At 44.9% G+C, this 13,236-nt stretch carries 12 protein-coding genes; 6 read left to right on the top strand and 6 right to left on the bottom strand.

The window, feature by feature from the left end; all coding sequences use genetic code 11:
* Positions 1-72 precede the first annotated feature (72 nt).
* From C1G49_RS10165 to polA, 4 genes are read right to left on the bottom strand one after another with little or no spacing between them, the layout of a single operon-like run.
* On the bottom strand, positions 73-882 hold the full coding sequence (locus C1G49_RS10165; protein WP_105125574.1) for a hypothetical protein: 810 nt from the start codon (positions 880-882) through the stop codon (positions 73-75).
* Positions 883-905: 23 nt separating this feature from the next.
* On the bottom strand, positions 906-1,343 hold the full coding sequence (locus C1G49_RS10160; RefSeq protein ID WP_105114663.1) for a CoA-binding protein: 438 nt from the start codon (positions 1,341-1,343) through the stop codon (positions 906-908).
* Between the two features lie 50 nt (positions 1,344-1,393).
* Positions 1,394-2,143, bottom strand: a complete 750-nt coding sequence (locus C1G49_RS10155) for a glucose-6-phosphate isomerase (protein ID WP_105125573.1) — start codon at positions 2,141-2,143, stop codon at positions 1,394-1,396.
* Positions 2,144-2,154: 11 nt separating this feature from the next.
* Complete coding sequence (gene polA / locus C1G49_RS10150; RefSeq protein WP_105125572.1) at positions 2,155-4,791, bottom strand: DNA polymerase I; 2,637 nt, start codon at positions 4,789-4,791, stop codon at positions 2,155-2,157.
* Between the two features lie 131 nt (positions 4,792-4,922).
* Here polA and C1G49_RS10145 point away from each other — a divergent pair, with 131 nt between their 5' ends.
* The 5 genes from C1G49_RS10145 to C1G49_RS10125 all read left to right on the top strand — a co-directional run bounded on the left by C1G49_RS10145 (position 4,923) and on the right by C1G49_RS10125 (position 10,649).
* On the top strand, positions 4,923-6,368 hold the full coding sequence (locus tag C1G49_RS10145; protein ID WP_105125571.1) for a UDP-N-acetylmuramoyl-L-alanyl-D-glutamate--L-lysine ligase: 1,446 nt from the start codon (positions 4,923-4,925) through the stop codon (positions 6,366-6,368).
* A gap of 519 nt (positions 6,369-6,887) precedes the next feature.
* Positions 6,888-7,688, top strand: a complete 801-nt coding sequence (locus C1G49_RS10140; RefSeq protein ID WP_105125570.1) for an ABC transporter ATP-binding protein — start codon at positions 6,888-6,890, stop codon at positions 7,686-7,688.
* Between the two features lie 9 nt (positions 7,689-7,697).
* Positions 7,698-8,612, top strand: coding sequence for an iron-hydroxamate ABC transporter substrate-binding protein (locus tag C1G49_RS10135; protein ID WP_105125569.1), 915 nt, complete (start codon positions 7,698-7,700; stop codon positions 8,610-8,612).
* A 13-nt stretch (positions 8,613-8,625) separates the two neighbouring features.
* Positions 8,626-9,675: a FecCD family ABC transporter permease gene (locus C1G49_RS10130; RefSeq protein ID WP_105125568.1), complete on the top strand. Its 1,050-nt coding sequence runs from the start codon at positions 8,626-8,628 to the stop codon at positions 9,673-9,675.
* The gene (locus C1G49_RS10125) at positions 9,672-10,649 is read left to right on the top strand and encodes a FecCD family ABC transporter permease (RefSeq protein WP_105125567.1); all 978 of its coding nucleotides are present in this window, start codon (positions 9,672-9,674) and stop codon (positions 10,647-10,649) included. The genes C1G49_RS10130 and C1G49_RS10125 overlap by 4 nt, the downstream gene beginning before the upstream one ends.
* Positions 10,650-10,665: 16 nt before the next feature.
* Here C1G49_RS10125 and C1G49_RS10120 read toward each other — a convergent pair whose 3' ends face one another.
* Complete coding sequence (locus tag C1G49_RS10120; RefSeq protein WP_105125566.1) at positions 10,666-11,148, bottom strand: glutathione peroxidase; 483 nt, start codon at positions 11,146-11,148, stop codon at positions 10,666-10,668.
* Between the two features lie 13 nt (positions 11,149-11,161).
* Entirely contained in the window at positions 11,162-11,878 is a 717-nt protein-coding gene (locus tag C1G49_RS10115; protein WP_105125565.1) for a pseudouridine synthase, read from the bottom strand.
* Positions 11,879-11,999: 121 nt separating this feature from the next.
* Between C1G49_RS10115 and C1G49_RS10110 the strand changes: the two genes are divergently transcribed.
* Positions 12,000-12,962: a glutathione S-transferase family protein gene (locus C1G49_RS10110; protein ID WP_105125564.1), complete on the top strand. Its 963-nt coding sequence runs from the start codon at positions 12,000-12,002 to the stop codon at positions 12,960-12,962.
* Positions 12,963-13,236 lie beyond the last annotated feature (274 nt).

Genomic DNA, 13,236 nt, shown 5'->3' with positions numbered 1-13,236 from the left:
TATGGCTATTTTAAAAATGGTTTAAGAAAACGTTAAGAAAAGGCCCCAGAACATTCTGGGTGCCTGATATGATTATTGCAATAAGTACCAGTTTAATCCATCTTGAATAGCCGTGCTTCTATCTGGCAGGACTTCTGGTCCTTGGGAAGTCACCTGTCCTGTTTGGCTATTGAGAATAAATGTTCCAACTGTATAGGCCTGACTGCCGTCAGTAGCCATTCTGAAAATCGTTCCCTCACTTTCTGGTCGATAGCCGTCCAAGAAGAAACTACTGATTAAGCCATTCTCGAAAATATCTACATATACCCGTACATTTTCTTTGGAAACCAAGCGGGTTGGATAGGCTTCATTTCCCCAAATGGAAAAGACAAACATGTGCTCCCCACCTGTCGCCAGTAAGAGTTCTGCCTGACCATTCCCATCAATATCATAGAGGGCATAGTAGAATGAAACCTGGGGATCTATATTCTTTAAATAGCCTTCTTCCACTGTTGGATCATCAAAGGTTCCGCCACTTCTCAATAGGTTTATCCACTTGCTGTAGGTATTCAAGATAGCTTGGTAATTGGGATGTAACGCTGGTTGGCTAGGAACAAGAACCTGACTGTTCTCCTCTGACTGACTGGTCTGGGTTTGACTGGAACTCTCGTCAGCCAGGCTTGAGCTAGGGCTACTACTTGTACTTGAAACCGTGGATGATGAGCCAGTCGTTTCTACCTGCTTGCTCGTTGAAGTGTTGCTTGAGGAGCTTGTTTTTGTAGAACTGCTCGAACTTGTTGAACTCCTATCTACTGATGAGGTCTGGCTAGAACAGGCTAGTAGGCTAACCAACAGGATAGCAGATAGGCTCAAATAGGTAAGATATTTGGCAAGCAATTTCATCAATACCACCTCCGACTATCCGATCATGAAGCTTCCTGCATATCTAAGTATTCAATTTTGATACACTTGTTCATGACAAGGTCATTGCGACCAGCCTGGCGCAATATTTCTTCTGCTTCTTGGCTTTCCAATCCAAGCTGAGCCCAAAAGACCTGTGCTTCTGTCTGGACAAACTCACGCGCCACATCAGCTAAAAACTCAGAGCGACGAAAAACATTGACAATATCGATCGGCTGGTCAAGGTCCAAAAGGCTAGCATAAACCTTTTCTCCGAGGATAGTCTCACCTGCTGCTCTTGGATTGACTGGGATAATCTTATAACCTGCTTCTTGCATGAGCTTGGACACCCGATAAGCTGCTGTTTCTTCACGGCTAGATAAGCCAACGACTGCAATGGTCTTGGCATTCTTCAGGTAAGTAAAAATTTGTTCTTGACTGGGATTTTGAAATGAGTAGGTCATCACGAGCTCCTTATCATTTGACAACTAGATTAGCAAAACGGTCATTTCATTTATTTCTTAGAAATATTGTAGAGAACATCCTTGAGCTGACCGATGGTCTGCTTGAGGTTGGTCCGATCCTTATCCAAGCCTGGGTCGAGCGAGTAATAGATAGAGCCTACTACAACAGAGTCGTCATAGGCACCTGTTGATTCCATGCGATAGAAGGTAATACGGGCCATTTTTTGGTCTTTCATGATTTGTCGACCTGCCTGCCATTCTTGACCGTTAATGGTGACGATGGTTTTTTCAACAAATGAATGGTTGGTTTCAGCCATACGAGCTTCCAATTCCTCAGGGGTCATATTGCGACCTTCTTCAAGAGGTGAGGTATTAAAGGCATTGATATTGTAAAGCTGGACCATAAAGTTGCTCGATCCTACTTTGACATCGTAGACTGCTGCAATGGTTTCGTCTTCTGTATTCTCAGCGTTGATGGTCCAGTTGGCTGGTACATCATAATATCGGAAATACTCCTTGATATTACCAGCTTCATCCTTTTCAGCAACTCCATTATTGGCTGCATGAATCTTGTGGCCTTTTTGCGTCTCGTCTGCTGGTGGATTGGCATTAACCACCACAAGAGGTGCATTGGCAAGAACATTCATGGTTTCGTTGGTGGTGTCCTGTTTTTCTTTCAAAATAGGTAATTGTGTTGAAAAATCAGCTCCAGAAGGGTTGGTGCCCTTATTTTCTGTCTTTTCTCCACAGCCTGCTAATAGCAAGCTACATAATCCAATACATACTAAGGTTTTTTTCATGTCATTCCTTTCTATTTGGCTTCATACCAAGTCTGACCATCATTTTCATCCGCAATCAATGGGACAGACAGAGCAATGGCTGATTCCATGGTTTCTTTTACTAATTTTTTTACTGTTTCCAATTCTGCTTTCGGCACTTCCAAGACAATTTCGTCATGGACTTGCAGGAGCAAGCGAGCTGTCAAACCTGCTTCTTCAATGGCCTTGTCCAAGTTGATCATGGCCACCTTGAGGATATCAGCAGCGGATCCTTGGATTGGGGAGTTGATGGCTGTTCGCTCGGCAAAATTTCGGACGTTGAAATTGCGTGAGTTAATATCTGGTAATTCTCGACGGCGCTTGTAGATGGTTTCTACATATCCCTTATCACGCGCCTCACGCACAATGGTTTCCATGTAGTTCTTGATACCTGGGAAGCGTTCAAAATAGGTATCAATATAGTCCTTGGCTTCCTTACGGGTAATGCCCAAGTTATTGGACAAGCCAAAGTCTGAGATACCGTAAACCACTCCAAAGTTTACTGCCTTGGCATTGCGGCGGTCATTTGCTGTCACATCTTCTGCTTTTTCAATGCCGAAGACCCGCATGGCTGTAGAGGTATGGATATCATCGCCTCGTTTGAAGGCTTCAATCAGGTGCTCATCTTGAGAAATATGCGCCAAGACGCGCAATTCAATCTGTGAGTAATCCGAAGCCAGAAGAACACTGTCATCAAGCGAAGGTACAAAAGCCTTACGAATCAAGCGGCCTTGCTCCAATCGGACAGGGATATTTTGCAGGTTAGGGTCCGTCGAAGACAGACGACCTGTCTGAGTCAAATCCTGTACATAACGAGTATGGATCTTGCCGTCTTCTAAAATCGCATCCTGCAAGCCGATGACATAGGTTGACTGAAGCTTGGTAATCTGACGGTAGTCCAAAATCTTGGAAACGACTGGAGCGATTGGGGCCAAGCGTTCTAGAACATCCACTGCAGTTGAGTAGCCTGTCTTGGTTTTCTTGGTGTATTCCAAAGGCAAGCCCATGTCTTCAAAGAGAATCGTTCCCAGTTGTTTTGGTGAATTGATATTAAACTCCTGACCTGCTAACTCATAGATTTCCTTGGTTAGCTGTTCAATCAAGACTTCATTTTCATCCTGCATGGTCTGCAAGGTTTCTTTTTGAACCTTGATTCCTGTAATTTCCATCTTTGCTAGGACATTTGCTAGGGGTAATTCCATGTCAAAAAGAAGGGAAACTTGCTGGTTTTCTTCCAGTTTTTCCAGCATGACTGCTTCTGTTTCGATAAGAACCTGTAGCTTGTTGGCAAGATGAGGGAAGTATTCTGCTCGTTCTGGGAGGGCCAATTTTGCTCCCTTACCATAAACAACTTCGTCGGGCACTAAACGAGTTTGACCATAGAGGTTGGCAATAGTGGTGATGGCATTGTCTTCGACTGTTGACAGGAGGTACTTTGCCAGACGGCTATCAAAGCTAGCCAACGGCAAGTCCAAGCCTTGACGGGCTAGGAGGACTTTTCCACGCTTGAAGTCATAGGTTTTGATGGTCTGGTTTTCAAGGAAATCACGCAAGATTGGACTGTCCAGCAGCTCTGGTCCTCCGACATAAATCTGCTCCTTATCTCCCCAGGCCAGTCCCACCAAGTCTTCTCGATGGTAGTTTTCACCTAAGATTTCAAAATAGAAAAATTGGTCTGCCTGCAGCATGTCCTCAGTCAATTCGGTGACTGTTTGAAACTCGACTGCAGGAAGTTCTTCCTCAGCACTAGTTCCCAACTGAGCCCGCAACTGCTTGAAGCCCATGTCGTCGTAGAATTGACCGAGTTCTTCTACCTTGGGACCTTCATAGATCAGGTCATCCAGTCCGATTTCAATAGGAGCATTGGTATCAATGGTGGCAAGGGTCCGAGATAGAAATGCCTGCTCCTTATCAGCAATCAGGTTTTCTTTCATCTTCGACGCTTTCATGCTGTCGATGTTTTCGTAAATGCCGTCTAGTGACCCGTGTTCAATCAGGAGTTTGAGACCTGTCTTCTCACCAATCTTGGTCACGCCAGGGATGTTATCGGACTTATCGCCCATGAGGGCCTTGAGGTCGATAAACTGAGCAGGAGTGATACCCATTTTTTCCATGAGGTAGGCTGGTGTAAATTCTTCGAATTCGGCTACGCCTTTCTTGGAAATCTCGACAACGGTATTTTCGTCTGTCAGCTGGATCAAGTCCTTGTCACCGCTGACAATGGTCACATCGAAGGGAATGTCTGTCCGCTCTGCCATTTTGTCCAAGGTACCGATAATATCGTCTGCCTCGTACTGAGCTAACTCATAGTGCTTGACCCCCATGGCATCCAGCATCTGACGGATGAAGGGGAACTGCTCGCGGAACTCGTCAGGTGTCTTGGCACGCCCTGCCTTGTAATCAGCGTACATCTCAGTACGGAAGGTGGTCTTGCCGGCGTCAAAGGCCACCAGGATGTGGGTCGGCTCAATCCGCTTCATCATGTGGTCCAGCATGAGGTTGAAGCCGTAAATGGCGTTGGTATGCAGACCATTGGCATTCTTGAAGCGGTCAATTTGGTTATAAAGTGCAAAGAAGGCACGGAAGGCTACCGAAGAGCCATCGATAAGTAGTAATTTATTTTTTTTCATAGGTCTATTATAGCATGATTTCGATATTTCTCCTAGAATATAAGAAGTCCAAAATAGATATGAAATCGGAAAAATGAAGTTGAGAATAGCCCAGACTTGTCAAATATCCTCGATAGGTTTACAATAGAAACATGATGAAAATGGAACGTGTATTAGAAATCTTGAAGGCGGATAACAACTTCCGCCAGATCAAACAAAATAATCAGATTGATAGCACTTGGACGGATGTCCAGTTTGACGCTCTCAGCTATGATAGCCGGACTGTTAGCCCAACGACCCTCTTTTTTGCCAAGGGTTTGGCCTTTAAGAAGGAATTTTTGGAAAAGGCTATTGAAAACGGACTTGCTTCTTATGTGTCTGAAATCGACCATGAAGTCGGTATTCCTGCTATTCTGGTCAAGGACATCAAGCAGGCTATGAGTCTAATTGCCATGGAATTTCATGGTCAGCCCCAGAAAAAGCTCAAACTCCTGGCCTTCACCGGCACCAAAGGTAAAACAACAGCAGCTTATTTTGCCTTTAACATCCTCAACATCCACCACAAGCCTGCCATGCTTTCGACCATGAACACTACCCTGGACGGCAAAACCTTCTTCAAATCTGCCCTGACCACTCCTGAAAGCCTGGACCTCATTGCCATGATGGCGGAGGCAGTTCAAAACGGCATGACCCACCTGATTATGGAAGTGTCCAGCCAGGCCTATCTGGTCAAGCGGGTTTACGGGCTGACCTTTGATGTCGGCGTCTTCCTCAACATCAGCCCCGACCATATCGGACCCATCGAACACCCGACCTTTGAGGACTATTTCTACCACAAGCGGCTTTTGATGGACAATAGCAGAGCGGTTATTGTCAATGCTGGCATGGACCATTTTGAAGTGGTGAAAGAGCAAGTCATCTCTAAAGACCATGACTTTTACGGTCCAGCTTCTGAAAATGAAATCACCCAGTCAGCAGGTTTTGACTTCTCAGCGACCGGCAAATTGGCTGGCCACTACGACATCCAACTCATCGGTGGCTTCAACCAAGAAAATGCCCTCGCAGCAGGACTGGCCTGTCTTCGTTTGGGCGCAAGTCTGGAAGATATTCACACAGGGATTGCCCAAACCAATGTCCCTGGTCGTATGGAAGTCCTGACCCAACAAAACGGAGCCAAGGTCTTCGTAGACTATGCCCATAACGGTGACAGTGTGAAAAAGCTAATCGATGTCGTCTTGGAACACCAGACAGGCAAAGTGATTTTAATACTGGGAGCTCCTGGGAACAAGGGAGAAAGCAGACGCAAGGACTTCGGTCTGTTGCTCAATGACTATCCGCAGATTGATGTTATCCTGACAGCTGATGACCCCAACCGTGAAGACCCTGCAGCAATTGCCCAGCAAATCCGCGCCCACATGACCCGACCAAGTGAGTTCATCTTAGACCGTGAAGAAGCCATTCGCACAGCTATGAGCCAGACTACCTCACCTCAGGATGCCGTCATCATTGCAGGCAAGGGAGCCGATGCCTACCAGATTGTCAATGACCAGCGTCAAGACTATGCGGGCGACCTTGAAATCGCTAAAAAATATAGATAAAACCTATAAAGAGGCTGGTCTCAAGCCTAGCACCACTTCTTAGAGTTCGTGTCAACATCTCAGCGCAGTGGTTGATTGGCGGATTTGTTCGTGTTTTACACTCCAAATCCAACCTAATCAACTGTGCGGGGGTGGGAAGACGAACTCTTTTTTAACTAGTCGAGTTCTTTCCCACTCCCTATTTAGTCATTCTGGATATTTCTTATAAAATAGCCAATAATAGTGAAGGAAGTAGAGAGCAAGGAAGACCAACAAAGAGAGAACGACCATCCTCTTGGACACTGCAAATCAACTATTCCACTGTCAGGAAGAAGGCTACTGAAATCATTCTCCCACTATTTTTATATCTATCATGATATTGCATAAAACTATGAACAAATATAATTGTTTTTCCCAAGTATTTCTGCTACTTTTTGGCATTTTTATAACCATTCTTATTAAATTAAAATTGTCAGAAAACTCTTTGTTTCCCCCGATAACTATGATATAATAGACATCAATGTGAGTAAAGGAGGACTTATGGTCACCATCTCAGCCAAGGATTTAGAACTTTCTTATGGACAAAAAACTGTTCTATCCGAGCTGTCCATTGAAATTCCGAGTGGAAAGATAAGTAGTATTATCGGTCCCAATGGGTGCGGAAAATCTACGCTATTAAAGGCTCTCAGCCGTATCTTGCCTGCTGACAAGGGAATGGTTTATCTGGATGGAAAACTCATCCAAGAACTGCCAACTAAGGAAGTAGCCAAGCACTTAGCCCTACTCCCACAGATCCAGGAAAATCTAGACGGTATCTGTGTCTATGACCTAGTGTCCTATGGACGCTTTCCCCATCAAAATGCCTTTGGTCGACTGACTGATTTGGATAGAGAGAAGATTGCATGGGCTTTAACAGAAACGCAAACCATGGCATTCGCCCATACTCCTCTTCAATCCCTTTCAGGTGGTCAACGGCAACGAGTTTGGATAGCCATGGCGCTAGCCCAGGATACAGATATCATCCTTCTAGATGAACCGACAACCTATCTGGATATGCACCACCAGTTAGAAGTTCTTGAGTTGTTACAAAGGCTCAATCGGGATAATGGCAAAACCATTGTTATGGTACTCCATGACCTCAACCATGCCGCCCGTTTTTCTGACTACATCATTGCCATGAAAGACGGACACATTCTTAAAGAGGGAAGTCCGGAAGAGGTCATCACGGTTGAACACCTGCGCCAACTATTTGCTATTGAAGCAGATATTTTACCAGCCAGCCACTTTGGTTATCCAATTTTAGCTACCTATACTCACGCAAAACCTTCTACAAAAAAATAAGGAGTTCCCATGAAAAAGTTTTTACTTTCTCTTAGTCTTGCTTTGTCAGTCCTAGTCTTGACTGCCTGCTCTGCTATTTCCCAAAAGGAAAACCAGACTAGCCTATCTGCTATGCCAACTATCGAGGGTGTTTCCTACTATGGTGATGTGCCAGCTCAGCCTAAAAAGGTTGTCAGCCTCAACTTTGCCAACACTGGCTATTTGTTGCAGTTGGGCTTCGATGTGGTTGGTGCTACCTCCTATGATTTGGAAAATCCAGCCTTCTCTGAAAAACTCAAAGGAGCTACTGCTGTTACCGGCGAGGATTTGGAAGCCATCGCTGCGCTGGAACCGGACCTTATCGTAACGGGTTCAACCGATGAAAAAATCGAACAACTTGCTGAAATTGCTCCAACCATTTCCCTCGAATACGGCAAGCACTCCTATGCTGAAACCTTGTCAGTTTTTGGTCAAATCTTTGGTCAAGAAACTGCTGTTGAAAAATGGCAGACTGCCTGGAAAGAAAGTGTAGCAAGCGCTGCAAAGGAAATCAAGGCAACAACTGGGGATACAGCAAGCTTTACTATCATGGGCTACCTTGGTCAAGACCTCTACCTCTTCGGTAATAACTGGGGACGTGGTGGGGAAATTATCTACCAAGAACTCGGCTTTACAGCTCCGCAAAAAGTCAAAGATGAGGTATTTGGACCTGGTTTTCTAGCTGTTTCCCAAGAAGTATTGCCTGACTATGCAGGCGACTACATCATCTTGGCTGTCGAAGACGAAAGTGTCGCAGCTGGTCTATTAAATAGTGATGTTTGGAAAAACCTCCCAGCTGTTCAAAACAACCACGTTATCAAGGTAGATAGCAAGGCCTTCTACTTCAATGACCCGATTTCACTTGAGTACCAACTGAAGGTTCTCAAAGATGCTATCACAAAATAAGGATTGATTCTCTATGTTTTTTAAACACTTGGAGAGAAAAAATGGGGAAGAGGTTACGGCTGGCTTCAAGGCTAGTCTGTCACCTATCCCTCTTTTTTTCCTTCTTCTCTTCATACTCTTATTGGGTTCCTACTGGGGCTTTCGTTTGGGGGCTATTTCCTATACTCATGACCAAATTCTCTCCGTCTTAAAAGCACCCTTGAAGCAGTCTGAACTTCAAGATGTTTTGATTGATTTGCGCCTACCCCGCATACTGGTGGCTGGCTTGGTTGGAGCTAGTCTAGCAACTTCGGGAAGCATCATGCAGGCTGTGACACGCAATCGCTTGGCGGACCCTGGACTACTAGGAATTCCTGCTGGTGCGGGGCTCTTTCTGATTTTGAAAATGGTCTTCCTGCCACATTCTTCTGAACTCCTCAGTCTTTTCGCCTGCTTGCTAGGTGCTGGCTTAACGGCCAGCTTGGTTATTTTTTTCAGCCGGCAAAATAAGTATAGCAATAGTCCACTACATTTGATTTTGGCTGGAATAATGGTTACCGCCGTCGTGCAAGCCTTGGGACAAGGAATGGCCTTATTATTTGACTTATCCAATCACATCATCGGACTAGAGGCAGGTAGCCTGACCTCGATTAGTTGGCACAGTCTATTGTGGATTGCACCGCTTATTCTACTGGCGCTCCTTCTGGCACAAGTCTTTGCACATTCCTTGACCATTCTCAGTTTGGACGATACTGTGGCCAGGACCTTGGGACAAAACACGCAGAAAATGACCCTCTTCTTCCTGACCATGGTTGTCCTCTTATCTGCTTCTTCCGTTGCCCTGGTCGGTTCCCTCTCCTTTATCGGCTTGATTATCCCCAATCTCTTGACCTCTCTACTTCCCAAAGATTACCGTTATATCCTCCCTTTTTCATCCTTGGCTGGTGCTGGTTTTCTCGTTTGGTTGGATTTGATTAGTCGAACTCTCCATCCACCTTATGAAACTCCCCTGTCCAGTCTAATTAGCTTTGTTGGCCTACCAATCTTTCTCTGGCTCATTCGAAAGGGGGAATGGCAAGCATGAAGAAAAAAGCTATCTTTCTCTTCCTCTCACTCTTGCTCATCAGTTTGTCCTGTTTGTCCCTCATTATTGGCTACAGTAAATTAGGACTGACCGACCTTTTGACTACCATGAGTGGACAAGCTAGCTCCGCTACCCAGTTGATTTTTTGGAAAATTCGTCTGCCACGTCTGATGGTTTCCATTCTTGCTGGCGGTGCTCTGGCAATCAGCGGACATCTTTTTCAAACCCTCACTCGAAATCCCTTGGCAGATTCTGGTATCCTTGGTATCAATGCCGGTGCTGGACTTCTACTAACCCTCGCACTTACTTGGAATATTTCTTTCCAACTTTCTCAGCCTCTTCTGGCTTTAGCTGGCGGATTTTTAGCTACTGGCTTGGTTTATCTACTGGCCTATAAAAAAGGACAAGGGTTAGAACCAACACGCCTGGTCCTAACGGGTGTTGGTCTGGCTTGCTTGTTTTCAAGTAGCATGGTTAGCCTCATGGTTCGGTTTGATCGCTACAAGTTAGATAGTATTATAGGCTGGTTGTCGGGAAGATATGTTGGAGATGATTGGCAGACCATCAGCCTTGTCGGTCCTGGCTTGCTTGTCCTCTGCCTGTTTAGTGTTATCCGCTTCTCCAGACTAAATATTCTGCAACTAGAAGCCAATCTGGGAATTGGCCTGGGCCTAAATCGACAAAAAGAAAGCATCCTCGTCTTAATCTTAGCCACAAGCCTAGCCAGCCTCAGCTCGCTCTTGGTAGGCAATACTGCCTTTATCGGCCTCTTGGCCAGTCATTTGGCCAAACAATTGGTCGGCAAGCAACACAAGTATAGTCTGCCCCTAGCCTTTCTAATCGGTAGCATCCTGCTCATCATAGCCGACATTATCGCACGGTCCCTACTGGTTGGCACAGGTATTCCAACTGGCTTGGTCGTCACTCTTGTTGGCGCTCCTTATTTTCTCTTGTTGCTTAAAAAAGAAGGCTAGATTGTTTCCAGCCTTCTTATTCTTTTGCCAAATAATGTTCAATATCCGCTTTCAATCTTAGCGGGCTAGTCGTTGGTAAATAGCGTTTGACCACCCGCCCCTGTCTATCCACCAAAAACTTAGTAAAATTCCATTCTATGCGACCACCTAATAAGGTCCTTTTCTCTTTTTTCAGATAACGATAGAGCGGACTAGCATCAGGACCGTTTACAGCAATCTTTGCAAAACGTGGAAAATTTGTCCCATAATTCAAACTGCAGGTCTGATTGATTTCCTCCGCAGAGCCTGGTGCCTGCTCTAAAAATTGATTACAAGGAAAATCCAATACGACAAACCCCTGGTCTTTATAGGTGTCGTAGAGTTCCTGTAATTCCTTATATTGAGGAGCCAGACCACAGCCTGTTGCCGTATTGACAATCAATAAAACCTGTCCTTGAAAATCACTCATGGCCTGGTCTGTCCCATCTTGTTTTTCCACCCTAAACTTGTATATGCTCATGATAAGCGCCTCCTTAATCAAAATAGGTTAATACATGCTGGATTTCAGCTGAAGTAAGTTCACGGTAAGCCCCACATTCCAAATCCCCCAATTCAAATCCGCCAAAGGCCATGCGTTTGAGATAGGTGACCTTGACACCATAGGCTAAAAACATCTTCTTGACTTGATGAAATTTGCCTTCTGCCAACTGGATGGTCGCTCTGCTATGTCCAAAAGAAACCTCTAAAATGGTCAAATCCGCAGGCTGGCAACGAGTACCGCCCAAGAAGGTCACGCCCGAGGCAAAAAAGGTTTGTGCGTCTGACCCCAAGGGTCCATTGACCTCCACATAGTAGAGTTTATCGACATGGTGGCTGGGGTGGAGCATACGATAACCTAGAGGACCGTTGTTGGTCACGAGAACCAGTCCCTCCGTATCTCTGTCCAAGCGCCCAACTGGATAAAGTCCTTCCCTTCGGTCCTGAGGAGCAATTAAATCAATGACAGTTTCATGCTCCTTATCAGTCACTGCAGATACCACTCCTCTTGGCTTATGGAGAAGATAATAGACCGAGCCTTCTAGCTCTACCTTTCTTCCAGAAATCTGAATATCTTGTAAGTCAGGATCAACGATCTGGCTAAGACTGCGAGCCGGTTGGCCATCTATGCTGATTTGCTGGGCCTTAAATAATTTCTTGACTTGCTTGCGCGAGCCAATTTGGGCCTTTTCTAAACATTTATCCAATCTCATACAACTATTCTAGCATAAATCATTTGGCTTGACTTTATTGGGAAATACTTTATAATACTAATTAGTGATATATATAAAAATCTGTTTAATGGATTTTCTATTTTTGATAAAGGAGAATAGTATGGGACTTTTACAAGATGGCAAATGGGTCGATCAGTGGTATGATACCAAATCAACAGGTGGTAAGTTTGTCCGGACTGTCACGCAATTTCGCAACTGGATTACGCCAGACGGACAGGCAGGCCCAACAGGAGAGGGCGGTTTCAAGGCTGAGGCAGGTCGCTACCACCTCTATATTTCTCTGGCTTGTCCTTGGGCTAGTCGGACCTTGATTATGAGAAAACTGAAAGGCTTGGAAGACCATATTTCGCTTTCTATCGTCCACCCACTCATGTTGGAAAATGGCTGGACATTTGAAGATGGTCCTGGTGTTATCAAGGATACCCTCTTTAACAGCGATTATCTCTATCAGGTCTATTTGAAGGCTAACCCAACTTACTCTGGTCGGGTGACCGTTCCTGTCCTGTGGGATAAGAAAACTAATACCATTGTCAGCAATGAATCTGCTGAAATCATGCGCATGTTCAATACCGCTTTCAATGACATTACAGGTAATCATGACGACTACTATCCAGAACACCTACAAGCCGAGATTGATGCCATGAACGACTTTGTCTATCCAAACATCAACAATGGTGTTTACAAGGCTGGATTTTCAACCAATCAGAAAGTCTATGAAAAAGAAGTCAACAATCTCTTTGCTGCCCTGGATAAACTGGAAGAGCATTTGGCAGAGAAGGACTATCTGGTGGGCAATCAATTGACTGAGGCAGATATTCGCCTCTTTACTACATTAGTGCGGTTTGATCCAGTTTACTTTGGACATTTCAAATGCAATATCAAGGCTTTGGTTGACTATCCAAATCTGTGGAATTATACCAAACGGATTTACAACCATGCTGGCATTGCAGAAACGGTTGACTTTGACCATATCAAGCAGCACTACTACGGCAGTCACAAGACCATCAATCCGACCGGCATCGTTCCTATTGGACCCGACTTAGACTGGACACTTGAAAACTAAGAACAAATGTGTTCACTAACCGAGCTTAAAAGTTCAGAAAACTAAGCATAAGAAAAACACCCACGGTGGTCGCCATGGGTGTTTTTTGTGCTTGCTCAAGGCACTCAGGCTAAGTGACGGTCATTTAGTTTACTTTTAGTACGAGGCAACGAGCTGAAGGTTGCTTGTACTGTCGATTGATAGTACAAGGTTGTAGATATTACTTGCGAAGCAAGTTACTTATGCAAGGTACGGCCAAGCGAGTTAACAAAGTAATAAAAGGAAAAATAAATGA

The sequence above is a fragment of the Streptococcus suis genome, assembly GCF_002960625.1.
In the GTDB taxonomy this organism is placed as follows: Bacteria; Bacillota; Bacilli; order Lactobacillales; family Streptococcaceae; genus Streptococcus; species Streptococcus suis_T.
The sequence above is the reverse complement of the archived record's forward strand: the minus strand, read 5'-3'. Positions and strand labels throughout refer to the sequence as shown.

Coding starts and splice junctions, on each gene's coding strand:
- C1G49_RS10165 (WP_105125574.1), bottom strand. CDS start 882: ATGAAATTGCTTGCCAAATATCTTACCTATTTGAGCCTATCTGCTATC.
- C1G49_RS10160 (WP_105114663.1), bottom strand. CDS start 1,343: ATGACCTACTCATTTCAAAATCCCAGTCAAGAACAAATTTTTACTTAC.
- C1G49_RS10155 (WP_105125573.1), bottom strand. CDS start 2,143: ATGAAAAAAACCTTAGTATGTATTGGATTATGTAGCTTGCTATTAGCA.
- polA (WP_105125572.1), bottom strand. CDS start 4,791: ATGAAAAAAAATAAATTACTACTTATCGATGGCTCTTCGGTAGCCTTC.
- C1G49_RS10145 (WP_105125571.1), top strand. CDS start 4,923: ATGATGAAAATGGAACGTGTATTAGAAATCTTGAAGGCGGATAACAAC.
- C1G49_RS10140 (WP_105125570.1), top strand. CDS start 6,888: ATGGTCACCATCTCAGCCAAGGATTTAGAACTTTCTTATGGACAAAAA.
- C1G49_RS10135 (WP_105125569.1), top strand. CDS start 7,698: ATGAAAAAGTTTTTACTTTCTCTTAGTCTTGCTTTGTCAGTCCTAGTC.
- C1G49_RS10130 (WP_105125568.1), top strand. CDS start 8,626: ATGTTTTTTAAACACTTGGAGAGAAAAAATGGGGAAGAGGTTACGGCT.
- C1G49_RS10125 (WP_105125567.1), top strand. CDS start 9,672: ATGAAGAAAAAAGCTATCTTTCTCTTCCTCTCACTCTTGCTCATCAGT.
- C1G49_RS10120 (WP_105125566.1), bottom strand. CDS start 11,148: ATGAGCATATACAAGTTTAGGGTGGAAAAACAAGATGGGACAGACCAG.
- C1G49_RS10115 (WP_105125565.1), bottom strand. CDS start 11,878: ATGAGATTGGATAAATGTTTAGAAAAGGCCCAAATTGGCTCGCGCAAG.
- C1G49_RS10110 (WP_105125564.1), top strand. CDS start 12,000: ATGGGACTTTTACAAGATGGCAAATGGGTCGATCAGTGGTATGATACC.